The sequence below is a fragment of the Gordonibacter sp. An230 genome (genome assembly GCF_002159915.1).
Classification (GTDB): domain Bacteria; phylum Actinomycetota; class Coriobacteriia; order Coriobacteriales; family Eggerthellaceae; genus Rubneribacter.
Genome location: NZ_NFJP01000022.1, coordinates 1 through 24524 on the forward strand (window position 1 = coordinate 1; position 24524 = coordinate 24524).

A 24524-nucleotide genomic window follows, 5' to 3' on the forward strand; every position below is an offset into this window, starting at 1 on the left:
CACCGCCCGCGGCCAAGGCGGTCGGCGAGCTTCCTGAACGACTCCTCCGACAGGCAGTGCTCCATGCGGCAGGCCTCGCGCAGACGACGGAACACCGGGATTGCTTCGATGTAGTCCTCGGAGGATTCGCGGGGTGCCATCATGCTCCCTCGGCTGACATACGCCCGTCAGCGCCCCAGCTGCTGCTCTGCAGCTGGAGGTCCCAAAGATGCTGGTAGAGGCCGTTTCTCGAAACGAGGTCGTCGTGGGTCCCCTCTTCGACGATGTTCCCGCCGTCGAGAACGACGATCTTGTCCGCGTTGGCGATGGTCCTCAGGCGATGTGCGATGACGATCACCGTCTTGCCCGCGCAGAGGGCTCCGACTGCTCTCTGGATGAGCGTTTCGTTCTCCGGGTCGAGCGAAGCCGTGGCTTCGTCAAGGAGGACCACGGGGGCGTCTTTCAAGAGGGCGCGCGCGATGGAGAGGCGCTGGCGCTCCCCTCCGGACAGAGCGGCGCCGTTCTCGCTGTGAATTTGAATCTGCCCCGAATCCGTTGACAGGTCGAGTCCCGTTTCGGCACCATTGCCGTTGCGGGGGAACGGAGGCGGACCATGGGAAAACCGTGCCCGAAGTACACGGCGGAGTTCAAGCGGCGCGCCGTGCAGCTGTACAACGAGAGGGGAACCACCTACGCGGAGGTCGCGCGCGAGATCGGCGTCGACCCGTCGAGCCTCGCCGACTGGGTCAGAAGGGCCTCGGCCGCGGCGCCCGACGCCGAGGCGAGCCCCTTCCAGATGGCCGAGGACCTGCGGCGGCTCAGGCGCGAGAACGAGCGGCTCAAAAGGGAGAACGAGATGCTTTTGAAAGCGAGCGCCTTCTTCGCCGGCAGGCAGCTGTAGGCGCCGAGGCGAAGGAGGCGAGGTTCGCTTTCACCCTGCTCAGCGAGGGGCGCTGGAGCGTGTCGGAGATGTGCTCGGCGCTCGGCGTCACCAGGCAGGGCTACCACGCGTGGCGCTCGCGCGGGCCGAGCGGGTGCGACCTGCGCGACGCCGAGCTCGCCGGCGAGATCTCCGAGGTCTACGAGGCGAGCCGCCGCATCTACGGCGCCCCGAAGGTCTTCGCGGAGCTGCGCCGGCGCGGAGAGCGCACGTCGCGCAAGCGCGCGGCGCACATCATGCGCGAGAACGGCTGGGCCGGCACGACGCGCGGCTGCGCCAAGCGCCCCAAGGGCGAGGCCAGGCAGGCAGCGCCGCAGGCCAACTCGGCGCCCGACCTCGTGCGGCGAGACTTCAGCGCGGACGGCCCGGACAGGGCCTGGTTCGCCGACATCACCTACGTGCGCACGCACCAGGGGTGGCCCTGCCTGGCGGTCGTGATGGACATCTGGTCCAGGAAGATCGTCGGCTGGTCGATGTCGGCCCGCATGACGGCCGAGCTCGCCGACGACGCGCTGAGGATGGCGATCGTGAGGCGCAGGCCGCCCGGAGGCTGCATCCACCATAGCGACCACGGGAGCCAGTACGTCTCGCTCCTGATCGGCAAGACGATGCGCGAGGCCGGCATCAGGCCGTCGATGGGCTCGATCGCGAGCCCGTGGGACAACGCGGCGATGAAGTCGCTCATGGGGCTCGTCAAGGCGGAGTGCGTGCACGCCCGCACGTTCGAGACGCGGGATCAGGCGGCATTGGAGATATTCGACTACATCGAGTGCTTCTACAACAGGGTGCGGATCCACTCCGCGCTCGGCAACCTCAGCCCCGAGGAGTTCGAGGCGAGGCATGCTCAGGAGGCCGCTTCGGCGGCGTAGAGGGTGTCAACGAAATCGGGGTAAATTCAGATTCACCTCGGTCTTCGTGGTCACTCCCTCGGTGGACGCGATCTCGCTGAACGTGCAGGCGTCGCCCTCAGGTGCCACTTGCGTGCGCTGTAGCTCGGCGCCAGCCTGGACGAAGCAGTCGATGATTCCGGCCTCCTCGACATCTATGACATCGGCGAAGAGTCTGATGGCCCGGTCGTAGGCGAAGGTGTGTGTCTCGTAGGTCCAGGTGATGCTGCCCGTCTTGTAGCCCACGTTACGCGTGTAGTCTCCAAGGCCCGTGACCTCTATCTTCGGAATGAGGATTTCCTTTGCGTTGCGACCGGCGCGTACCATGTTGCCGCCGCTGTTCAGGCAGTTTGACACCGCAGCCCTCTGGTAGACCTCGTCCAGGATACCAGTGTACTTCTTAGCGAATTCGATGCTGTTTGGCATGTCTCAGCCCTCCTATGCGTTATCGTCGGAATCGTCTAGGCCGGCGAGCCTGCGCCAGCGTTTCATCGTCTTGCCCTCGTCGGAGCTTGTGCCCGCGTTAGGAAGTCCGGTCTTGCCGCCCTGGGGCTTGGTGGTGCGCGCATCAGCGAAAAGCCACGGCTCTGCGGCCTTGAGCGCGTCCACTTCGCCGTCGTAGTCGCCGAGCATCGCACGCGCCGCCTTCACGTTGCGCACGCCCGCGAGCTGCAGCCTGAAGTCGATACGGTCGGACTCACCCTGGGCCTTGAGCTCCGCGATCTCGCTGCGCAGCTGCTCGGCCGTCTCTGCGTTCTTGGCGGCCTTGGCAACCTGCGCCTCGAGCGCCGCGATCTTCTCGTCGCGCTCGGCGACGGCCTTCTCCCAGTCGGTGCCGCTCACCTGCGGCTGGTCTTGCGTCGCCTGCTGCTGCCCGAGGTCTTCCTGGGCTTGCGGCTCTTCCTGCGTCTTATCGCCATGTGCATCATCTGCCATATCGGCCTGCCTTTCGGTCATGGCCGACACATACAAATCGGCCCTCTAACACTGCGAACAGGTTAGAAGGCCGTCACAAAGTGAAGTGAGGTTTGATTGTCAGCGCAATCTCTCGCTGAAGGGCATCTACAGACCCCAGCCCTTCTTGAAGACCTCCATCAAGTTCTTTTGGCGCTGCTCCACTACCTCTGGCGTCCACTCAGACTCGTTGAGGACCTGCGTGGTCAGTGCGTAGGACGATGTGCCCTTGCGCCCAGTGAAGTATTTTGCCTTCTTCTTGGCAAAGTCGAAGTTCTGAGCTTCCGAGTTCTTATACCTAGTCAATGGGACGAGGTTTGCAATCTTGTTCAACCAGTTCTCACGTTGTGCGACATCGGGCCATACGGTAGCCCATTCGCTGCCATCGCGTACTGTTTGCGGCAGCACGTGCTCTATCGTCAGAATCCGTGAGTCGTACGTGGCGGCTCCGTCTGCCACAAAGCTGTCGAGCCTCAATATCACGTAGTTCCTCTTGCGCGGTGTCTTCAGGTAGATATCGCCCTTCAGCGCAGCTATGAACTGATCGCGCTCCTCCTCTGTGAGAAGGACCGTTTCCAATCTCGGGGAGTCATCTTGGCCATGTTCCGGACGCTCATCCATTTCGTCGAGTATCTGTACATATCGATTGATGCGCTGGTTGATGTCCTTCGAGGTAACGTGCATGAAGGACGCGAGTCTTTCCAGGGCAATGAAGAACCACTGCACGTAATCCGAATTGCCTCTCCTGGTGGCAAGGAATTTGAGCGCGACGGGAACCCAGTCCGAGTTGTCGATGCGGTTGAGCCAACCGAGTCGGTCATTTACGACCTCCGAGCCGGTCGTGGCGGAATATGCGCAGCCCTTTACGTCCAAATAAGCTTCCGTGTAGGGCTCCAGCAGGTCGTCGATGAGGGCTTCTGGAGTCATGCCATCATGCTTCACCACAAACTCAGTGAATTCCTCGTTGAGCGATTTCTTTGCCTTCTTCTTTGCGTACACCATGCGGATGCATGAGAAAACGTCGTCGAATCCAGATCGGCTCGCTTGGACCTCAAGCTCCTCCCATTTGTCCGCATAATCAGCTCTCGTGGTTTCGGGGATCTCAGCGATTACGTTTGCCTTGATGATGTCCATGGGCAGCAAGTCGAGGCCGCGACTGTTCATAACAGCGAAGACTCGGTATGCAGAGGACTGGCTGGGCGTCGATACGGCAACCATGTAGCATCTGGTCAAGAGGAAGGAGGTGAAGTCAACGAGCTTCTGAAGATCGTCTCCGAACTCCTCATCAATGGCTTTGTTGAGGGTCCTGCAGTTCTCCTGGATGTTGCGCTGCGCTTCGTCCTCCATTTGCGTTGGGTCGAGCGCAAGTAATCCGTCGATATCTATGCCCTGGATGTACTTGGAGAAGAAGGGCTGGTCGCGTTGTCGAAGAAAGAGCCTTGGTTGTTCCTCAATATGCATGAAGATATCGCCCTGAGACTTTATGCGTATGACGCAGTTGTCTCTCTGCACGCCGCTGAGCTTGCTCGCTATCGTGGCAAGGAGAATGGTTAGCGTGGTCAGGCGTTGTTGGCCATCAATAACCTCGGCCCTTCTCTCACCGTCTTGCTTAATCAGGACGGTGCTGCCCAGAAAGTAGTTCTCCTCGTCTTCTTCCATGAAGAAGTCTCTCAAGTCTGAGAAGAGCACGCCGGTCTCTTCGGTAGTCCAAGCATATGGTCGCTGGTACTGGGGAATGTGGTATTCGAAGTCATCGCTGAACACCTTACCAAGTGGGTACTCAGCGCCTGTAATCATCTTGCTCATTGAATTCTCCGAATCTTCCTGATGCCGTTAGCATTGGTTGAGCGACACCGTAAACTCTCGCCCAAAGTTCCCAATCGAGAACCGCGCATCCTCCACCAGCCGCTCCTTGCTCGCATGCAGCACGAACGGGAACAGCTCCGGCAACGCCTGCAGCTCCGTATACGACCGGTACCCAGACTGGTACGCCAGCATGTCCGCGTGCAGCAGGAACAGCGACAGCTCCTCGTCCGCATCCACGCGCGGTGCGAGCACGTAGCGTCCCTGCTTCACGCGCTGGATGACCCCGATTGCGTTCAGCGAGGCCAGCATCTTCTCCGAGCCCTTCACCACGGTGGAACGCTCGCCCCACTCGTCCAGGATCTTGAGCTTCAGCTGCGCCGCCGTGAACTCATCCTGGTACTCGCACATCTTTCCGATGAGTCGCACAAGGTCACCGAACATCGGGAACGCCACCACGAGCATCCCCCAGTGGACCGCCAGCAGCTCGTAAGGATGACTTAACGCCAACTCCAGAGCCTTCGGCCGCAACGCCTCAAGGGCCGCGTCCTCCGCCACCCACGGCAGCAGCAGGATCTCGCGCGTCTTGCGCCGGTTGGTGTCGCTCGAAATCTCGAACTTCAGGTACTCCTCAAGCTCCTCGCGCATCTGCGTCGGTTCGAGCCCCTCGCCGGCAAGCTCGATGGTCTTGTTCAGCCAGGGCAACCTGATTATCCTCGTGAATCCAACCATCCTAGCCATTGCATGCACCTGCTCTCACTGTTATGAACGGCACGACCACCTCGTCGATGCTCATGCCGCCATGGCTCATCACGTTCTCTCCCGGGTTGTCGAACGACACGCCCGACGGGCACACGTAGTACCTCAAGCCCTGCGGCAGGAAGCCGCTGGGGCATTGTACCAGCCCGTATTTTTCCTGCTTGTCCGAGACGTCCGCGAGGTCGTTCACCACGAGCATCCTGCGGCTCTTCGTCTCGGTCTCCACGCCGGTGCCGGTAACGCGCCCGCGACCCACGCACGGCGTGTTCCCGTGGTCGGCACTGATGTACACGTCCATTCCGGCCGCAGAAAGCCGTCGCACCAGCCCGGCAAGCTTCCCGCTATCCCGCAGGAGTTCGATATCCTTCAGCATCCCAGCACGCCCGCCGTACTGCCCGTGCACGCGCTCGTCCACGTCCAGTATCACGAACGCTGCGCACTCGCAGCCGTAGGGCAACTCGGCGTCGTAGCCACGCAGGTAGGCCATCCGCTCGTCACCGATGCCCCAGCTTCTCACGCGCCCGACGAACTCGCTCTTCTCCTTGTCCGTTGTCCAAGGGCTCGCAAGGTCGCGAGGGTACTTGCCCGAGAGCAGGCTCTGCCGCGACAGCGATGTCACGGTGGGCACCATGGCGAAGGCGGCGGACTCCTCGTAGGGGATTCCCGCAAAAGACTCGCGAAGCACGCGCCAGTCGAATTCCGACATGCCGTCCATCACCACGATGGCGAACCGGTCGCTGCGCGTGCGCATGTACTCCATGGCAGAGCTCACGAGTACGGGAGTCTCTTCGGCATACTCCATGGTGAGCTGCCCGAACTTCGACACCACGAAGTCCCTGAATGCGCCGTCGGTGAGCTCGTTCGTGCTCCGTTCGATTCCGTAGCGCGCCCTCGTCACGTCGATGCGTGCCTTCAGCTGCGCCACCGCGATCCAGCCACGATAGCCTGCAGCAACGCTCGTCAACCGCACGAGCTCGCCCTCCAGCTCGTCGCAGACGCGCTCTGCCGTCTCTTGCACGTTCACGCGTGTCTCAAGGTATGCCCTCGTGGCCTTTGCATCCGAGGGGTACACATAGTCGCGCTCGTAGGCGACGGCAAGGAAGTCCAAGTCCAGCCCATCAGCGGCCCTCAACGTTGCGGTATCAAGCTTAGGGAACAGCCCACCCAGCGACACGTCGTACCGCTGCATCAGCTGCGCTAGGTCGTACGGCACATACGCATCGTCCGACGCGATCACGGCAAGCTTCTCGCCAGCCTTAAGCGCATCCTCCCACCCGATGCGGAATGCCAGGTCGTCCTCCCAGCGCACCACGGTGAAACCGCGCCGCTCGAAGGCATAGGCGTACTCGGCCCGCGACTCCACGCCGTGGTCTACCAGCAGAACCGAAGTGCAGTACATCGCGCTGGACTCGTTGAACAAGTACTCGCCGAGCATCACGACTCCACCAGCCTCACGAGCAGCATGCACCTGAACTCTGGCAGAACCTGCCGCTCCTTGGCGTAGGACGCCTCCATCTCGGCTCGCTCCGCCTCGATCCTCGCGAGCTTGGCGGCGCGTATGTTCTCGATGCCAACGCGCCGCGCGGCCTCATGCCGCAGCTCAAGCGCGTAGGCGTACTTGTCGTGGTTCTCCTTGGTCGCCCTCTCGTGGCGCTCGGAGAGGTCCTTGAAGTCGTTGTAGGCGAAGTCCTGGCTCAGCTCCTCCAACCGGGCCCACGTCTCGGCATCGGCGTTCGAAGCAGTCCCCACGGTAAGCCTCACGCCGGGCCGAAGCAAGGCATCCATGATGCGCTTGCCCGCGATGGGCCGCAGCACCAGCCTGTCGTTCACGAACACGGGCACCACGCGCGTCGAGCGTCGGTCGTCGGCGATGGAGAGCTCCCACAGCATGAACCAGCCATCCTCGTTGGGGAAGTCCTCAATCTCCACGCTCAGCACGTCGGCACTCCTGTCCTGCACGACGCTCGCATGCAGCAGCTTCTCGGCATCTGGGCTGTCGAGTGCGAGTCCAAGCGGCAGCGCGGCCTTGCCGCCGCGCCACGCGCTGTAGTGGGCGAAGGCCCGTCCCAGTGCAGCGGTCACGTCGTAGTCCGACTCAACGCCCACGAGATCGCCAAGGTCCTTGTCCTCGCGGATTATCTCCTGGTATGAGGCAACGTTGGACACCTGCTCGCGCAGCTCCTTCTCGATGCGCCCAACGGACCTCTCCACGGCTTGTGGTTTGCCGATGCTGCCCATGTAGGCGTTCGTGAAGTCCAGGTCGCACGCCTCGCTGTCCAACACGTCCGAGTATTTGTCGATGCCAAGCTCGTCAAGGATGACCGAGAGCTTCTCCTCGATGACCTCGTGCACGCGGCTCTCCACCGTGTCGTCGATCATGAAGTTGTACACCTCGACGTCGCGCGTCTGCCCGATGCGGTCCACACGGCCGCACCGCTGCTCGATGCGCATGGGGTTCCAGGGCATGTCGTAGTTGATGACCACGCTCGCGAACTGCAGGTTCAGGCCCTCGCCGCCGGCGTCCGTGGAGACAAACACGTCGGTCTTGGTGCGGAACTCCTCGGTCACGGCGTTGCGCTCATCGATGCTCATGCTGCCGTTCAGGATGGATACGGTGAAGCCCCGGCGCTCAAGCAGGCGTTTTAGGTAGTCCTGCGTAGCCATGAACTCGGTGAAGATAATGACCTTCCTGCTGCCCTCGGCGAGCACCGCGTCGAGCGTGTCGAAGAGAGCCTCTACCTTAGCATCCTGGTACTGCAGCTCCGCCCTTTGCGCAAGGTTCACGAGGTCTTGCAGCTCGGCAATCTCGGACCTGTCGTTAAGCGACGGTGCCTCGAATGCGGCCTCGTCGCCGTCCTCGATGTCCGTCTCGCCGATGTCGGTCTCGTTCATGTGCCGCTGTTGCGTACCGCCGCCCTCGAGCATGGCAAGCCTCCGCTCGAGCGACTGTCTTACGGCCGCCGTGCTGCTCGTCACCATCCTCTGCATGATGATGAGCAGGAAGATCAGGCACATGTTGCGGCTCTTCTGCCGCATGGCCTGGTTGTAGGTGTGGGAAACGTAGTCCGAGACGCGCCGGTACAACTCCTCTTGCAGCGTGTGTCGAGCGTCCCAGCCGATGCGCACCAGATGCGTCGCGCGGTTCTTGAAGAGCAGGTCGCCCTTGTTGTCTATAGCTTCGCGTTTCTCCGTGCGGATGAGGTACGGTGCCACCTGCGAACGCACGACCGACTTCTCGTTTGGGAACGCGTCCCGATCGAGCAATCTCACCAGGCGCAGGAACGGTTCGGACTTGCCGTTGTGCGGCGTCGCGGTCAGCAGAAGCAGGTATGGGCTCGCCTGCGCCAGCAGACGCCCCAGTCGGTGCCGGGCGACGTCTCCGGTCGAGCCCGCCACGCGGTGCGCCTCGTCGATGATCACGAGATCCCAGTTGCCATTCACGACGGCGTTGATTCGCTCGTCGTTGTATTTCTGAATGCGCTCCTCGCTCCACCCGAACCGCTGCTCCAGCGGCTTGATGGAGTCCATGGGCGTGACCACCTGCTCGAACTCGCGGTACACGTTCTCGCCCTCGGTGACCTTGCGGATGGCGTCGAAGTCAGAGGGCAAAAGCAGGTGGAACTTCTCGTTGAACTTCTCCTGCATCTCGGCCACCCACTGCGTGGCGAGGCCAGTGGGGCACACCACGAGCGTTCGGCGCACGAGTCCGCGCGTCTTGAGCTCCTCCAGGATGAGCCCGGCCTCGATGGTCTTTCCCAGACCCACCTCGTCGGCCAGCAGGTAGCGAACGTTGTTGTTGGCCAAGGCGCGGTTGAGCGCGTGAAGCTGATGCGGCAGCGGTATGAGGTTGCGCGAAAGCGGCGTCAGAACGCCCTCGGCCACTTCGTTCTTGATGCGCGCGAGCTCCATCACGAAACGCAGGTAATCCTCGTCATAGGTGACGGTGTTTGCCACTGGGCGCAGGACTCCCTCCGAGGCGCGGTACGTTTCGCCGGTGGCAGGGTTCAGCACGCGATACGAGTGGATGCCCCACAGCACCGCATGCTCGATGATGCGCACCGTCTCCTGCGTAGATGTGTCGTATGCAAGGTCTCCGACTTCCAACATGGTATTGCGCCTAACCCACGCGGCTCAGGCTGATGTCGTAGTACATGAGCAGGTTGGGGTCTTCTTGGATGGTCGCCGCCGGGAGCCTGTTGGCAAGATCGACGATTGCCTGGTAGTTCTTTTCCTTCCATAGATGGGAAAAGCCCACGCGGATGGCCTCGGAGCGGAATAGCTTCAGCTTGCCCTTGCTCTTGAGATAACCGTCGAACTCGCGCAGCAGCGACTTCTCGCGCAGCTTGGCGATGTCGCCTTCCTTCTTGGTGTCGGGGACGTACCAACGTCCTTTCTCGTCCTGCAAGAAGTTCTCTTCTAGAAGGACGGCAAGTTCGGGCATCGCCTCGTAGCGGTCAACTGACTTCACTTCTTGCATAAACATGGGTTGTATAACTGAGTATGTTCTGGGCTCTTCTTCGAGAAGTCTGTAAAGCCAGCCGATTGCTGTCTTTTCATTTGTTACGTGTAAGGCAAATTCAACAGACTCAAGGTTGAGCTTGATACGTGCCGTATCGTACTCATTTACTTGATCGGCCAGGAAGTACATGCCATCGCGCTTCAAATACCTTGCGTCAAGTCCCTGGTAGTAATCGGTCGCATCTAGCGGTACTGGAATTCCGTGCATGACGTGATAGGCAACCATACGGTCGAACAGTAGGAATGCTTGTCTTTCCGAAATCGGCTCGATCATATTGTTTCGCTGTACGACTATCGGCAGCTTTTCGAGATGCTGCCGGGTGAATGCCCATGCACTCTCTTCGTTTGATTCATATTGATCGAGAATCACACTTAGCTCCATCGAAGGCTTGTAGGCCGATATAACTAAGTCTTGTTTCACCGCCATGGTGTAGCTAAGCTGCTTGGTCGTTCCCTTTTGTTTATCTAGTGTTCTTACATCAGCTATTACAAAACCTGCTCGCTGGATGGCTTCTTGTATTGAGTTCCAAATAGCATTCTTAGAGTTATGGAACTCAACGGTTAGCCATCTACCGGGTTTTAAGACGCGATAATACTCGCAGAAGCTTTTGCTTAAGAGCTCTTGGTACTCGGATATTCCTTTATCCTGCGACACATTAACAATTGCCTCAGTAGCATTGTTGGTGAAACACCTCAGCCAAGATTCTTGAATAAAGTTCAATTCCGAATAGTGGAGGTTGTCACCGAACGGCGGGTCAACAAATATGTAATCGATGCATGAGGACGGCACGTTTCTTAGGTCGGTCGCAGATTGGGTGCTTACCAAAGAGTGGCCAAGAATTTGGCCGACTGTCATTATTGACTTTAGCTTGTCTTCGAGTAAAGAAATTATGTTTATCTCTGCCTGGAATGCAGGAATGTAAAGCGTTCCCGACAATGGTCCCACATGACGATGGTGACTGGGCATATACCGGTTTAGTTTATGTGAGCGTGAATAAATTGACGACAGCCAAAACAAAAGTAGTGATTTAACCCTTTTGTCAGATTGACGCATAATTAGGTCTCTGCAAGTTGCGAGAACAAACAGATTGCGCTTCGTGTAGAAATGGTTTACACGCGTGATGCCAACATGATAACCGGCTCGCCAGTAATCTCCCCACTGTTTGCCTTTATGCATCATCAAATCTGATGGATACCAGACTCCAATATTCATGTCCCGTATCTTCTGTATGATGGCAAGATCAGAAGTGTCAGGTTCTTTGGCGTAAAGCTTTCCCGCATAATGATAGCTAATTCGAACAGGGCTCACTTTTGCCTGCAAACTATGTTCATCGGATTGCTCATCATACTGAGATTCAAGGGCCTTTTCGCATTCGCCTTTCTTCAAATCAGCTCCACAATGTGGACAGCGTGGCTTCTGCTTCATTTTCTCTTCGCCTTGCTCAACAGCGGCATCCCAGTAAGAGAATTCTCTACTGCAAGCGGGGCAAATATACTGCTCGGACCATATTGTGTAATTAATGGTCGCCTTGGCATTTGATCCGGGCACGTCCGTGCTGTATACCCAGTCGCACGAATCATGCAAAACGCGAAGAACATCGTTGGCAGCCTGTTCAAATGCAGAGATATCGACTTCACTATTGTAATTTTTTGCAATGAATGTTGCCTCAGGCGAAAGGTCAGTGAGTATCGCGTGTCTAGCGCCAATATTGTTGACGTCCGTTTCGCCAATTCCTAGACACGTTGGCAAGTCGGCACACATAAGAGCTGCCGCGCCTGTCATGCCCGTTCCGCAAAAACCATCGAGAACGATGTCGCCCGGCTTTGTGTAGTGAAGCAGATATCGCATTATCGCTTTATAGGGGACTTTAGTGTGATAACTGTGCGCCATATAAAGTGGGTCGTGTTTCCCTTCGCTAACATCAGCAGTAAATGGTTCACGTTGATAGGTATCGCCGACTTCTTCATAGGGTGTTCCGTTCTCAGTAATGAATTCCTCGATGAACGGATTCGGACACGCCGTGTAGTAAGGCGCGTCCGAGAGTTCGATGATGGCCTCGTCAGTTGCGATGGGGAATCCCTCGATATCGCGGACTCTGTCGATGTCCGCGCTGGTAAGCTTCCTTTGCTCCATGGTTTATCCGCCGTCCTTTACTCAGACCTAACGATGATGCGCAGGTTCTCGGGGTCCTTGCCGGCTACGTAGCTGGCGATGATGCCGTCGAGCTTCTTCTTGAAGTCGGCGGCGGTGCTGGGGCCGAGCTTCGCCAGTTCCTGCACCAGCTCACCACCCTCGATGTAGACGGGTTCGAAGCCCTTGAGCAGTGCCTCGATTGCCTCGATGAACTTGTCGTCCACGCGGACGGGCAGCTTTCCGCTCTCGACGAAGGCGTCGATTTTACGTTGCTGCGCCTCATCGAGGAACCGCTTCTCGCCAAGCACGATGGGGTCGTCAATGGTGTTGAGTAGCGTGGTGGTCCACTCGTTAACGAGGGCTTCGATTTGCTCTTCAATGTCGTCGAGTAGACCATCCACATTCTGGGCTACATCGTCCAGACGATAGTGGCAGTGCGGGCAAGTCGAAGTCGTCTTTAGTTCGGTCGGAGTGAGGTCGTAACATACGGTGAGGCCAGCGAGCGCCGTGTCGATGGCGTCGAACTTAGCCTTCGAGAGGATGCTGAGCTTGGCGAGCTTTCGCAGGTTGGCGACCTCTCCGCTCTCCTGGAGCGCCTGCCTCCGCTTGGCCTCGTTGACGCCCAGGCGCTTCTTCTTGTGCGCCGCCAGGTAGTGGTCGATGTAGTCGCTCTTCACCTTGCTGAGCGCCGCGATGGCGGTCTGGGCCGCAGCCTCGCCGGATGCACCGTCGTAGATGCTGTCGCGTTCGCGGCGGAAGACGTTCTTCGCGTCGTCGAGCGCGGCCCGAAGCGACTGTCCGATGGCTGCGTATTCGATACCCTGCAGGTACGTGACAATCTGCGAGCATTCCTGCTGGAACGCGAGGTACTCAGACACGATGAAGGCGCGGTCAAGCTGCTCTTCCAGCTCGTCAATCTCGTCCATCGTGTGCTTGAAGTTGTTGAGCTTGGCGGGCGTATTGAACTTCGCGGCGTAGTTGCTGAACTCGTCCTTTATTGCCGCGCAGGCGTCTCGCAAAGTCTTGGCCTCCTGCGCGTTCGCGAGGGGCTCATCCCACAACATGAAGCCGTCGGTCAGTTTCCGCTCAGAGAAGGCGGCGCTCTGGCTCAGCTCCTTCGCCTTGGCGAGCAGGTCGGCCACGGCCTTCTCGCGCGTCCCAGGGCTGTTGAGCAGGCCGGGGTTCAGTTCCAGCACCTCGAACAAGCGGCGAAGCTCTGCCAACGGCAGGTCGGCCGGTTTCGAGATGGTCTTAAAGTGCATGAGCTCGTACGTGCTGGTCTTGGGGACTACGTCAAGGTTCGACGCCGTGATCGTCTGCTTGTCGGTGCGCATCACGGCATGCCCGCTGTACACCAACGATAGCAGGACGATGACGGCGAACGCGTTGTTGTAGCCGAACCTCTTGTCGAAGCTCCCGCGCCCGGGTATGTCGTCGAACAGGTCGCCGTAGTTGATTACGCCCTGCTGAGGAAGCTTGTTGAGCAGGTCGACGTAGTGCTGCGCGTACTGCGACTGCTCGGGCTTCAGCTTTCCGCTTGCATCGAGTAGGTCGAAGCTCGCGAGCATGTTGCGGCCCAGCTGCGTGTTGCGCCCGACAATCTGGGCGTATGCCTTTTCCAGGCTGTCGGCCATATTCTGACGCGTTATCTTAACTCGCATGCGCGGGAACGCCGGGTACTTGTCGCAGAAGTAGCCGTCGAGGCAGATGGCAGCAGCGAGGTCGATGACGTCCTTGAAGGTGGCGTCGCGGTTGTAGCGCCCGCTGAGTGTCTCGACGAGCTTCTTGCGCGTGCCCTTGTAGCCCACGTCGAACATGGTACTCACGCCTGCGCTCAGTGTGCGGATGAGCTTTGCCTTCGTCTGCTGGGCCTTCCCGGCGTAGGCGTCGCGCTCTTTGCCCTCGCTGATGGCGGCGAGCTCGCTGGCAGCCGCGTAGAAGCGCAGCTCCTCGGTGAACTCGTCGTTTGGCTTGAAGTAGAAGTAGACCTCGTCCTTGAGGTTCTGGGCACCGCCGTCGCTTCCGTACGGCGGCATGATGTGCAGATAGAAGTCGCGCTCAGGCTGAGCCGTGCTGCGCTCCTTCGGCAGCCCCATGAACAGGTAGCCCTCGCGGAACATGCTGTGGCTGTCCCAGTTCAGGTCGTACTCGTAGATCTCGAAATTCGTCACGTACTGCTTGGCCGTCCATTCAAGACAACCGTACACGATGCCATAGAAGTAGCGGTTCAGGTCGCCCTGCGCCACCACGTCGGCCTTCTGCTTGATCTTCTCGTCGTAGTCAACGACCTTGTTCACGTCGATGTAGTACTGGTTGTTGGCGTCGTTATGGATGATGAACTGGCCCGATACCGTGGTCATGATGTCGCGCAATATCGTGTTCACGATGCCCAGCAAAAAGTCGCTGTCCTGCTCGGGGAGCGGCAGGTACAGGCAGAGGTCGTCCTTCAACCCTTCGGCGGTGAGGCCCGTCTGCACGTCCAGGCCGCTCGTGGTCAGGCGATGTACGCTCAGCGCATATATGATCTGCATCGCCACCGGCTTGTAGGCGGGCTTGGGGAAGGCACGCTTGATGATGTCCTCAAGCTGTCCGCTTGCCTGCAGCACTCGGCTCACGGTCGGGTCGCTGCGCAGCATGCCGTCCGCCTTGATGACGGGCCAGTAGTCGTCGAACGACTTGATGCCCGGTGCGTCGGTCGGCACCTCCTGGTCGAAGATGCCGCGGATGCACACCGATATGTTCTTCAGGATGTGGCGATTCTCGATGAGGTACGCCTTGTTCAGCACATCAATGTAGGCAGGGTGGATCGGGAACATGCCCACGAACTCCTCCATGCGCGACGACATGCCGCCGTATAGGCTGCTGAACTTCTCCAGATGCTCGCGGATGAGCGCCTTCTGCTCAGCCGTCTTCTTCAAGATGCGCTCCGAGACGACGTACGACGTGGCCTCCTTGGTGATGATGACCTGCGAGAAGCGGTCGCCCACGCGCCGCAGCGACTCGGAGACGAAGCTGAAGCGCGGGTTGTCGAAGATCTTCTCCTGAACGCCGAAGATGACGCGCATGCGGCTCTTCGAGCACATTTCGCCGAGTGCGCGGAGGAACTCCAGGTCGAGCACGATCTGCCGCTCGTCGCGCGAGCTCAGATACGAGAAGAACTCGTCCACAACAATGAGATAGCCACGGTCGCCGTACTTGGAGGCGAACGCCTTCATGATGTCGCGGATGAGCTGCTTGTTGTCCATCACCGTCGAGAAGTCCGGCATCTTGAAGTTGATGCCACGACGGTCGAAGTCGTCCTGAATGTAGCCGCAGAGAATGTCGCGCAGCGGCATGGTCACGCCGCCGATCTCCACGCGCAGCACTTCGAACTTGCCCGCGATGGGCTCTATCGCCTTTGCGAAGCCCTGGTTCTGCAGGTACGGAAGGTTCGCATCGTCGTTCGCCACGGCGGAGATGACCGACATCAGGTGCGACTTACCGGTTCCGTAGTTGCCCACCACGAGGACGCCCTTGTTGTCGATGACCTCATCCATCTGTAGCTGGTCGATGAGGCGCGTCTTCAGCTGGTCTGCCATCGTGTCCGACATTACGTAGGTCTCGACGAGCTCACGCGCCTTCAGTTCCTGGTTCGCGTCAAGCAGCTGAATGGTCGATTCTATTGGCTTGAAGCTGATGAGCTCTGAGTACTTCATGGTGCGGACTCCTCTAGTAGATGCAGGTGATGTCGTAGCGGTCGATATCGAACGCCTTGTAATCCTGACAGCCTTCCACTGCGTACAGAAGCTGGCTGTCCTCGAAACGACCGGGCCAAACAAGGTCGAAATGGTGCTTGCGGTATGCGCTGCAGAGAAGCGCCACAACGTCCACCTTGTACGCCGGGTTGAAAAGTACGTCGATGTCGCGGATGACCACGCCCTCGGGCAAATCCGTCAGCGCCGATACAAAGCACGACTCAAGCCGAATGCTCCGTAGAGTCGGCGAGATGTCCGCCAAACGCCGGGCTATGGCCACGTTCATCGAGATTGCGTCGTCAGTTATGCCATCCAGCTCGCAGCAGAAGAAAAGCGGCCGGGGATAGCTCGCTTGCCTGCGTCGAAGGTACCGTCTTCCCGAGATAGCCCTTCCCATCACAGTCCCTTTCGGGATATGAGTACAGCCTCAGAAGGCCGCCTCGACGGGAATAAGACAGCTGCGGAAAACATAGTCCAAATCGGTCCTTTACAAGCTCTGATGACAGACTTTAGAAGTATATCGCACTATTCCACGATTCCTTCACAATTCCCGAGCCCACACAGGATGTCTGCATTTGATAAAGGCGCGAAAGGGCGTTATCAGCTGATTATGACGAGAAGGTCATAGCATCTGAGTGGAGAGGCGCGGCGAAAGAAGATAAGAACTGCGAGTCGTCCGTGTAAGCTTGTCATCGCAGCCCAGTGCGCCTCACGTTGTCGAATTTGTTTTGCCGCCATCCCTGGCCGCCACTACACGCCATCAGCCAGCGCCTCCCGACCGCTCCACTAGCGACCGGCACCCGGCAGAGCTCACCAGAAGCCGCCCCAGAGCCGCAACAGGCAAGCCCGCAACCCAACCTCACTTGCTCAACCAGCAAGCGAAAGTGGGCTTCAGGCAGCCTCACCTGAAGCCCGCTACCAGCCGAGACTCCCACGTACAAAAGAGCGCGTCACCTATGCCGAGACCGCCTCAGGCAGTCCCGCTCATGACCGCTTCCCGTTTGACGGCACCCGTACCAATCTCAGACGCCCGAGCGCGGGCAACCGACTCCTCCTCGCCATACCACTTGACGCGGTACTCCCAGGCAGCCATGGTGACCCCGACCTCGCGCATGTCCTGGTCCTTCTCGACAGCCGTATCCTGCACGATGGAATCGTCGTACTGCACGCGCATGCAGCAATCATCGGGAATGCTCTCGCCGAACCCACGCGAGACGCCCATGACAGCCCTTGCGATGCCCGTAATGGCCCCTTCAAGCGCGTTCTCATGCCTGCGGATGTTCCGCATAAGTGCAGAGTTGCCCGAGGACACCTCGGTGGCCGTGCGAACATACCCACGTGATTCGTCGAAGTCGAAATAGCCCAGCCCGAAGCCGCAAAGATCCCCGAGCATCTGCAGGGCGATACGGAAAGCCTCTTACTGCGAGCTTGTGCGCAGCGCGGGCGCGAACTCCTGAATGGTGTCCTCGGTCGACATGACCTTGCGAAAGACGGTACAGTCCTGTCTGCCAAAAGGAATGGAGATGACCTTGTCCCCGGTCTTTTCAAGACCTTAAGCACATTTTACCGAACGCCAGTACAAGGGATGTGCCCCCATGGGTCACCCTCGGCAGGAGGAAGGTCTACTATATTCTTGGCAGAAGTGCCGGAGGGGCTGTCCCGCAAACCGCGAGGCAGCAAGAAGATGAAAGGATAAACAGTGTCGATAACCAAACACATGCCCTTGAAGCTCGTTGCGTTGTGCGTCGCGCTTCTCGCATCTGTAGCACTTTTGGCAGGTTGCGAATCCGACGAGGTCAAGAGCGCAAAAGAGAACCTGAATACGGAGATCGAGCGAGTCGAGTCCCAGATGGCGGACCTTCAGTCAGAAATTGAAACTGCGGAGGCGCTGGCGCAGACCGAGGACGCTCCGCTTGACGAGACCGTTATCCCGTCACTTGAGAGCGCGATCTCGCAAGCGAAGACGATCGAGTTCACGGCCCCTGATACGCCGTCCGGACTCGATGAGATCAACGCCGAGATCGACAATCTGAAAGCAATCGACTACACCGCAGACATCCAGACGCTTAAGGATGCCGAGCAGGTAGTAAATGACAGCATTGCGCAGATGAAGCAGGTCACAAACCCTTCTGAGGCATTCGTGATTGAGAGGCTTCAGGGTATCGAGGGAATAGGTGACATTTCTGCTGTGACCGAGGACAACGATCCTAACGGCCAGCTCGGCAAGTCCGGAGGCTACACTGCAACCGTCTATTTTACGAGCCCTCTTGTGGATCAGTCCGATGTTATCGGGAGCACCGTTATAGAAAAGGGTACTGAAGGTGGCGGCGCTATCGAGGTGTATGCCAACGTGGATGATGCTAACAAGCGTAAGGACTACCTCTCCGCATTCGACGGAGGCATCCTCTCCTCCGGATCGCACGAGGTAGTGGGGACGGTTCTGGTGCGCACCTCCGACAAGCTGACCGCTAGCCAGCAGAAGGAGCTTGAGGCGGCGATTATCGAAGCGCTGACAAGGCTCTCCTAATCACATCGAACAACTGAATGCAACGGGCGACAGCATAGCAGGTCGCCCGTTTGTTTTGCCTAGTCCAAGAAGAAGGCGTCAGTCTTCTCTATCGAATCGAGAACTTCTGACTGGGGGATGCCGAGCTCTATCGCAAGTGCGGCCGATCCCTCCATGGCCTTCAATGGGTCGGGATGGAAGGCGGCCTCCAGCAGAACGAGGTATTGGGACATATCCTCGCGGAGCGATACGAGCAGCTCTCGGTATTGCTGGCTCAGCTCTCGATCAAGCGCCTGGAGCTCCTCTGCGCGCTTTTCCATTATCTCCTGCTCTTTTGCGGAGAGTCCGTCTTTGGCAGTCTGGTAGATGATAGAGCCTACCGTGTTGCCAATCACGGCTCCGAGGACTGGAATAGGTATGACGGCTTGTCCTATGGCGGAAGAGAGGGCGCTCACGGCAGCATCAAGGCAGACGATTTCCGCGCTTTGGATGAACTCCACCTCTCCGATCTCTTGGTTTCGGAAACGGTGCGCCTGATCAGCGACGCCGAAGGCGGCGGTGCAGAGGGAGCTTGCGACGGCTCCAGGTGTCGCGGTGTAATTCGTCAGGGCATATATCGTCGCTCCTCTGACACCGCCCTTCGCGAAGCCACCGCCCGTTCCTTTGGCAATATCCTGCCAGTCCTCTTGCGTGAACTCACGGATCGACTTTCCCTCGCGCATCTTCTGCGCGGTCAGTGTGACGAACGTGCCTGCACCTTCGATGACGGCAGATGCCAATGTGACTTGAGCCGCCTGTCCCAGGCTCGGTTTACTCTCCTCGTAGGCCTTGGCGCGGATCTTCTCGTCCTCGCTTCGGATCGAGGCCTCCTCAGACCTCATGGTCTCGGCTATCGTGCCGCGCTGAACCTGGTCGTATTCCAGCTGGGAAGGTTCAATGTCATCAAGCGTAACGTCGTGGCTGTTGAAGAACTCATGGACGCGCTTCCAGTCCTTTAACGAGAGGTTGTCATCTCTGGTGAGTCTGGACGCTGTATCTGCGTCCATATCCATGAGCGTCTTGACTTTCTCGTAGAAGTCCTTGGGGATTATGTACTTGTGTCCGGCCTCCAAGTAGTCCGGGTAGGATTCGAGGTGCTTGGCGACGGCGTCGAGGGAGAAACTGCCCCCTCCTTGCACGAACTTCATCTGGCAGAGGACGTCGCCTATCCGGATATCGTCCGGCCCGTTGTTGTTCACCCAGTCGTAGATTCGCTCTTGGCCCTGCACGGCCTTTCGCGCGTTTCCTATTCCGACTTCTGCGACCTCCGCTATGAAGCCGTGCATGCCACGCTGACCGCCACGGCCTATTTCGATCACGTTCGACTGGAGCGTCTCAACGGTACTCCTAAGCGAATCGAGAGCGTCTTGGAGGTTTCCGTCCTGCTGGTTAAGGCTGGCGATAAGATCAGTGATGCGAACCTGGTTCAGGTAGTCGACCCATGCGGCGATGGCCTGCTCTTGGCTGGTCTTAGCGATTTTGCCAACATCGACCATTACTCAGCCTGGCCAATCTCTTCGGTCATGAGCTTGCCGAGGGACTTCGAGTTGTTCACGAGAGCGGCAAGCTCGCCCTTGTCGCTCTCGTTTAGCGTCGTGTAATCGCAGCCGTAGAAGCGAAGCGATCCCTGAAGCTGGGATTGCAGGTTTTCCCTAAGCTCGCGCGTTTTGTCGAGGACGGAGGTTATCGAGGCGCAGAGACCCTGGACCTTCGCGGTATTCTGCTTGATATCCATCAACTCCTCGTGCTTTTGCTGCTTGAGCATGAAGCTTTTTCTGGCGAAGAGAATGATGGACGTCAGCAGTGTGGCACCCGCTAGCCCCCAGCCAACCGGTCCTGCGAGCGCGAGAAGCGCGCTTCCACCGGCCACGCCGCTTCCTCCTGCCGCGAGCGCTCCGCCGCCGAGCCATGCCAGCGCTGCCTGGGAGGCCGCCGCTCCCGAGAGGGTCGATATGGCCGCCCCCGTGGACGCGGTCCCGAAAGTTGTTGCGATCCACATCGCAGCCGTTGGGGCCATGCTTGCGACGGCTGCTCCGGCCGCTATACCGCCAGCAGAGCTCATCGCTGACTGCCTTGCGGCTGCAAGCTCCTCTTTGGCGTACTGCTCTGCGGCAGTAAAGTTCTCGCGCTCGATGCGGATTTCCTCGAAGGTCTGCTGAAAGTCCTTCGGGGTATTCGCGATGCTGTTTACGAGGGTCTCGACAAAGGCGAGAAGGTCGCCTGACCGCTCCCTTTCTTGATGGAGCATGACCCCGGCATCGCTCATGTCCGTGTACGCCTGGTTGTAATCGACGATAGCGACCTCGTACTCGTCGTACTCCTCGGCCTTCTTCCCGTTGTTGTCGTCAGAGCCCTCTTCATCGCATTTATCGTGGTTGACTATGCCGCCGATGATTCCCGCGATGCCTTCTCCTGCGCCCTTGATGGCCTCTCCGGACTTATCCCTCAGGTCGACGAGATGCTCGCCAACGAATCCGGCGGCTTCTCCGGCTTTGCTCCCGACAAACCCTGCGGCTTCTCCGGCCTTGTCTCCAACGAACTCTACCGCCTCACCGGCCTTCGCCCCGAAGCCCTCGGCTGCCTTGCCTATCTCTCTTCCAGCATCATCTAAGCCCTGCTTTATGATTTTCCCAAGATCTGCCATATAGTCCTCCCACATACTGTTGTGATGTTATTTTACAGCTTGCTTTGCGGGGTCCTGTCCCATGCATGGACATCAATGGGCGTTGTACCCCCAAACAGCAAATACCGTAGTCTTAGAGTTTCGCGTCTGATACGAGCAGGTGGTGAAGGCGAATAGCTGCCCATCCTCGACTGGTTCTTCGAGGATCAAATCAGAGCCCTCGACGATCTTCCCGAAACCCGCCTCCTGGTCGATGACGAGCCGCTCCCGGCTCGCGTTCACCACGTCCACGGCCACAGGACGCAAATTGAGCGTCTCACCCTTGCGCCGGTACACGATGATCTTCGCATGCTCGCGCGCGTAGCCCTCGTCGATGAAGCTCGCGAAGTCCGCGAACGCCGATCCGTCTGACATGTGGTGTTCGAAGACCATGACGTAGCGGGAGTCAACCGAGCCCTCGCAGTCGATGTACGGCGTGCCGTAAGCGCCCTGCCCAATCGCATCTGCGTGCAGGTAGGCGTTGGGGGCGTCGGGCGTTGCCTGGGCGACGGGCTCGTCGATGCTCGTCCCTGGGACCTCCACCCAAGCGACGATTTCTGGTGGCAGCGCATCCCAGTCGATCTGCCTGCCTGCCGGGTCGTCCGTATTCGCTGGCGCGTAGGCCTCGATGCCCGGCGGCTCCTCCTCGACGATCGCGGAGAGCCAAGTCGCGAGGATTGATGTCGCAATCGCCGCGCATATGATCGCGGCTACGGCCAAGGCCTTTTTGGTCTTCTTCATTTCAGTTCCTTCCCATAGAGAAGGGGCGAGCCGGATGGCTCGCCCCCACCCTTAGCTGCTGGCTAATATGCCCAGTTCAGAGTATGTTTCTTATCTGATAGCTAATCTTTCAGCTCCTCTTCCATCATCTTCTGCTCAATCGCGTCAATCTCTGCGATCTGGCGGCGCGAGCGTCGGATGTAGGCGTAGTAGGCACCGCCGATGGCGCAGAGCGCGACGACCATGACGCTGGCCTTCATGGGGTCCATGTCGGCAAGTCCGCCCGTCTTCGGGTAGCCCTTGCCGGGCACGGGCGCATCGGGGAAGCTCACCGTCTGGTCCTCGTCGTTGATGTCCTCATGCGTTGCCACCACGTTCTCGTCGATGTCGGCGAGCTTCTCGAAAAACACGATGTCGTGGCCCTCAAGCTCGCGCGTGTCGATGGTCATCTCCACGTCGATGGTGCCGTCGGGCTCATCGGGCGTGAACTCGGTGGTGCCGACGAGCGGGAGCCCGTCGGGGCCGCTGATGGCACTTCCCGTGAACTTGTCCATGAGCGTCGTGAACATGCGGTACGTGTTGCCGGGGGTGAGCCCGGTGTAGGCCACCGTGTCGATGAGCTTCACGCTCTCGCCGATCGTGCCCTCGTGGGTGCCCGTGGCGGCGTCGCGCGCCTGGGTCGAGATGTCGAAATAGCCAGAATTGTTCCATTTGGGCAGAAGATTGGTCTTTGTCTTGGAGTCGTGAAGGGCACAGCCGCATTACCGGCTTTTTCTGAGAACGCAGAACGCGCATCGTCTTCGATTGCAGGGTTGCTTGATGTTTGCGCTCGATCGCGTATCCCCAAGTGATGCCAACTTCGAGCAGTGAGGATTTGGTCGTCCCGCAATTCTTGCATTATCAGAAGCAATACATGTTAGTATTAGCTAACTTTTAGCGACTAAGGAGGGTCTCATGGATTCTGCAATCCCGCTCTTTGCGATCGGTCTCGTCGGCTCGCTCGTTATGTTCGCCGGCGACATGCTGCTGTACTTCACGCCCGGGGCCTACGACATGGACGGAACCCTTCGCCCCTATGCAAGGATTATGCGCGACCTGCCCGAGGGGCGCGTGCGGGCGGGAGGCGTCCTCGGGCCCGTCGCCGCGTTCCTCTACGTCGTCGGGTTCGCGGGGCTGCCGCTGCTCGCGGAAGGCGACCTCGCCTGGCTGGCCTGGCTGACGGCGGGACTGCTCTCCTTCGCCCTCATCTGCGGCGGCGCCTACCACACCCAGTACCCCTACCTCGCCATCGCGGCACGCACGGAAGACGACTCCCTCGTCGAGCAGGTCGCCGGCAACATCATGGCGCTCCAACGACTCGCGACCGTCCCGATGTACGCGGCATTCGTTCTCTTCGGCATTGCCGTCGTCGCAGGGCAGACGGCGCTCCCGCCGTGGTCGGTCGTCCTCACGCCCCTCGTGACGTCGTTTCTCGGTTTCCTATGGCTGCGCGTGCCCCAGCCCGCCCGATGCGTGCTCTTCGGGGGTTGGAGCAACCTCGTGTTCACGATCATGTTCGCCATGATGCTGGCGTTCGCGACGGCGTAGCCGAAGGCGGTGACGGACATGGAGCGCTTCTCAGTCGGACGCGATGGGTTCTGCGGCTTCCTCCACGAGCCGGCAAGCGGCGCCGAGCGTTTCGCCGGCAAGGCGATCGTCGTGCTGGGAGGGAGCGAGGGCAACGAGAACATCCCGCGCAACCTGGGGGCGCGCTTCGCCGAGGAGGGCCTCGCCGCGCTGGGGATCTGCTACTGGAACGCGCCCGGACTGCCGCGCGAGCTCGTGGAGGTGCCCGTCGAAAGCGTCGAGCGCGCGGTGGGGCGACTCCGGTCGCGCGGCTTCGGGAAGGTCGGCGTCTACGGCATCTCCAAGGGCGGCGAGCTCGCGCTGCTCGCCGCGTCGCTCATCCCCGCCGTCTCGTGCGCGGTCGCCCTCTCACCGCTCGATTACGTCATGCCCGGCATCACGGGCAACGGCGGGCTCGCCTCGAAGGGAGTGTCCGGGCGCTCGAGCTGGACCTGGCGCGGCAACCCGCTCCCCTGCGTGCCCGGCGGGACGCGGATGCCGTACGCGGGCATCGTCCGCCGCCTGCTCGCCGAGCGCCAGTTGGACATGCGCTTCTTCTACGAGCGCATGCTCGAGGGCGCGACGGAGGGCTCCGCCATCAAGGTGGAGCGCATCGGCGGCCCCGTAATGCTGGTGTGCCCCGAGCGCGACGCCATGTGGCCCAGCGACGATGCCGCCCGCCGCATCGAGGAGCGCCTGCGCGCGCACGGCCACCCGTGGGAGGTGGAGCGCCTAGCCTACAAGCATGCGAGCCACATCATGGTGCCTCTGGAAACTGGCGCGCTCAAGCTCTTCCGCGAGGAGCGCGAGCATCCACGAGAGTGCGCCGCAAGCCGCTTGGACGCGTTCAAGAGAACGCTCGCATTCCTCGAGAGGTGGTAGAACGGATGGCGAGAATCGTTTCGATGAAGCCTCCGAAGGATTCGATGGCGATGGGGTCTCGACGGGAACCGCCCATTCGAGCCGGAGGTCGACCTTCGCCTTGAAATCGGAGAGGGCTCGACGCGCATTGCCGGCCGAAGCCCGACCATCCCTGAACGCATCGCGAGTTCAAGCGGGAATAATAGAAAGCATCATCCGAACTGCCGGGATGCATTTTTTGAGTTTCGACCAGAACGACGCTCTAATTGCCAGCATGGGTCAGCGAGCCGCCCAGTGGGCGCTCCTTCTGGAAAATGCCTGTTCGGCATGAGCGCCCAGCTTAACTTGGAATGACGGGTCCCAGCAGGTCGCGCGGCAAATCCATCGCCAGTCAAAACTCATGCAGAAAACTCATGCAGTGGT

The 24524-nt window shown here is 59.5% G+C and carries 18 protein-coding genes and 2 pseudogenes; 5 read left to right on the forward strand and 15 right to left on the reverse strand.

The features are described from left to right. Positions 1-139 precede the first annotated feature (139 nt). A pseudogene (locus B5F40_RS11155) lies at positions 140-505 on the reverse strand (ATP-binding cassette domain-containing protein); the annotation flags it as partial. Positions 506-592: 87 nt separating this feature from the next. Here B5F40_RS11155 and B5F40_RS16700 point away from each other — a divergent pair. Then, positions 593-820: pseudogene (locus tag B5F40_RS16700) on the forward strand (transposase); the annotation flags it as partial. Continuing rightward, the gene (locus B5F40_RS11165) at positions 721-1788 is read left to right on the forward strand and encodes an IS3 family transposase (RefSeq protein ID WP_239441046.1); all 1068 of its coding nucleotides are present in this window, start codon (positions 721-723) and stop codon (positions 1786-1788) included. The pseudogene B5F40_RS16700 and the gene B5F40_RS11165, both read left to right, overlap by 100 nt. 6 nt (positions 1789-1794) lie before the next feature. On the opposite strand, the gene B5F40_RS11170 is transcribed toward B5F40_RS11165, so the two are convergent. From B5F40_RS11170 to B5F40_RS11215, 10 genes are all read right to left on the reverse strand, one after another. Beyond that, on the reverse strand, positions 1795-2232 hold the full coding sequence (locus tag B5F40_RS11170) for a hypothetical protein (RefSeq protein ID WP_087190350.1): 438 nt from the start codon (positions 2230-2232) through the stop codon (positions 1795-1797). A 12-nt stretch (positions 2233-2244) separates the two neighbouring features. After that, the gene (locus B5F40_RS11175) at positions 2245-2742 is read right to left on the reverse strand and encodes a hypothetical protein (RefSeq protein ID WP_087190349.1); all 498 of its coding nucleotides are present in this window, start codon (positions 2740-2742) and stop codon (positions 2245-2247) included. A 126-nt stretch (positions 2743-2868) separates the two neighbouring features. After that, entirely contained in the window at positions 2869-4566 is a 1698-nt protein-coding gene (locus tag B5F40_RS11180; protein WP_087190348.1) for a DUF262 domain-containing protein, read from the reverse strand. Positions 4567-4593: 27 nt separating this feature from the next. Next, on the reverse strand, positions 4594-5304 hold the full coding sequence (locus B5F40_RS11185; protein WP_140396494.1) for a hypothetical protein: 711 nt from the start codon (positions 5302-5304) through the stop codon (positions 4594-4596). Next, positions 5297-6757: a PglZ domain-containing protein gene (locus tag B5F40_RS11190; protein WP_087190346.1), complete on the reverse strand. Its 1461-nt coding sequence runs from the start codon at positions 6755-6757 to the stop codon at positions 5297-5299. Before B5F40_RS11190 ends, B5F40_RS11185 begins: the two co-directional genes overlap by 8 nt. Further along, positions 6757-9429: a DEAD/DEAH box helicase gene (locus tag B5F40_RS11195; protein WP_087190345.1), complete on the reverse strand. Its 2673-nt coding sequence runs from the start codon at positions 9427-9429 to the stop codon at positions 6757-6759. Before B5F40_RS11195 ends, B5F40_RS11190 begins: the two co-directional genes overlap by 1 nt. Before the next feature lie 10 nt (positions 9430-9439). After that, positions 9440-11974 (reverse strand): DNA methyltransferase, encoded by a 2535-nt coding sequence (locus tag B5F40_RS11200; RefSeq protein ID WP_087194419.1) that lies wholly within the window; start codon positions 11972-11974, stop codon positions 9440-9442. Between the two features lie 17 nt (positions 11975-11991). Beyond that, the gene (locus tag B5F40_RS11205) at positions 11992-15669 is read right to left on the reverse strand and encodes a DUF6079 family protein (RefSeq protein ID WP_087190343.1); all 3678 of its coding nucleotides are present in this window, start codon (positions 15667-15669) and stop codon (positions 11992-11994) included. Between the two features lie 13 nt (positions 15670-15682). Continuing rightward, positions 15683-16105 (reverse strand): BREX-3 system P-loop-containing protein BrxF, encoded by a 423-nt coding sequence (gene brxF, locus B5F40_RS11210; RefSeq protein ID WP_087187057.1) that lies wholly within the window; start codon positions 16103-16105, stop codon positions 15683-15685. 573 nt (positions 16106-16678) lie between these two features. Beyond that, the gene (locus B5F40_RS11215; RefSeq protein WP_204217386.1) at positions 16679-17101 is read right to left on the reverse strand and encodes a hypothetical protein; all 423 of its coding nucleotides are present in this window, start codon (positions 17099-17101) and stop codon (positions 16679-16681) included. A gap of 306 nt (positions 17102-17407) precedes the next feature. Here B5F40_RS11215 and B5F40_RS11220 point away from each other — a divergent pair, with 306 nt between their 5' ends. Beyond that, positions 17408-18235, forward strand: a complete 828-nt coding sequence (locus B5F40_RS11220) for an EbhA (protein WP_204217388.1) — start codon at positions 17408-17410, stop codon at positions 18233-18235. A gap of 59 nt (positions 18236-18294) precedes the next feature. Here B5F40_RS11220 and B5F40_RS11225 read toward each other — a convergent pair whose 3' ends face one another. The 4 genes from B5F40_RS11225 to B5F40_RS11240 form a co-directional block, all read right to left on the reverse strand. Next, entirely contained in the window at positions 18295-19749 is a 1455-nt protein-coding gene (locus tag B5F40_RS11225) for a hypothetical protein (RefSeq protein ID WP_087190341.1), read from the reverse strand. Further along, positions 19749-20897 carry a hypothetical protein gene (locus B5F40_RS11230; RefSeq protein WP_087194420.1) on the reverse strand — a complete coding sequence of 383 codons (1149 nt, stop codon included), beginning with the start codon at positions 20895-20897 and terminating at the stop codon, positions 19749-19751. The genes B5F40_RS11225 and B5F40_RS11230 overlap by 1 nt, the downstream gene beginning before the upstream one ends. A gap of 72 nt (positions 20898-20969) precedes the next feature. Further along, the gene (locus B5F40_RS11235; RefSeq protein WP_087190339.1) at positions 20970-21656 is read right to left on the reverse strand and encodes a class B sortase; all 687 of its coding nucleotides are present in this window, start codon (positions 21654-21656) and stop codon (positions 20970-20972) included. A gap of 101 nt (positions 21657-21757) precedes the next feature. After that, a complete protein-coding gene (locus B5F40_RS11240) occupies positions 21758-22354 on the reverse strand; it encodes a VaFE repeat-containing surface-anchored protein (protein WP_162610967.1) in 597 nt (198 codons plus the stop codon). Between the two features lie 235 nt (positions 22355-22589). Between B5F40_RS11240 and B5F40_RS11245 the strand changes: the two genes are divergently transcribed. Together B5F40_RS11245 and B5F40_RS11250 are read left to right on the forward strand one after the other, a co-directional pair. Continuing rightward, the gene (locus B5F40_RS11245) at positions 22590-23222 is read left to right on the forward strand and encodes a DUF6796 family protein (RefSeq protein WP_087190337.1); all 633 of its coding nucleotides are present in this window, start codon (positions 22590-22592) and stop codon (positions 23220-23222) included. 18 nt (positions 23223-23240) lie between these two features. Continuing rightward, complete coding sequence (locus B5F40_RS11250; protein ID WP_087190336.1) at positions 23241-24122, forward strand: acyl-CoA thioester hydrolase/BAAT C-terminal domain-containing protein; 882 nt, start codon at positions 23241-23243, stop codon at positions 24120-24122. Positions 24123-24524 lie beyond the last annotated feature (402 nt).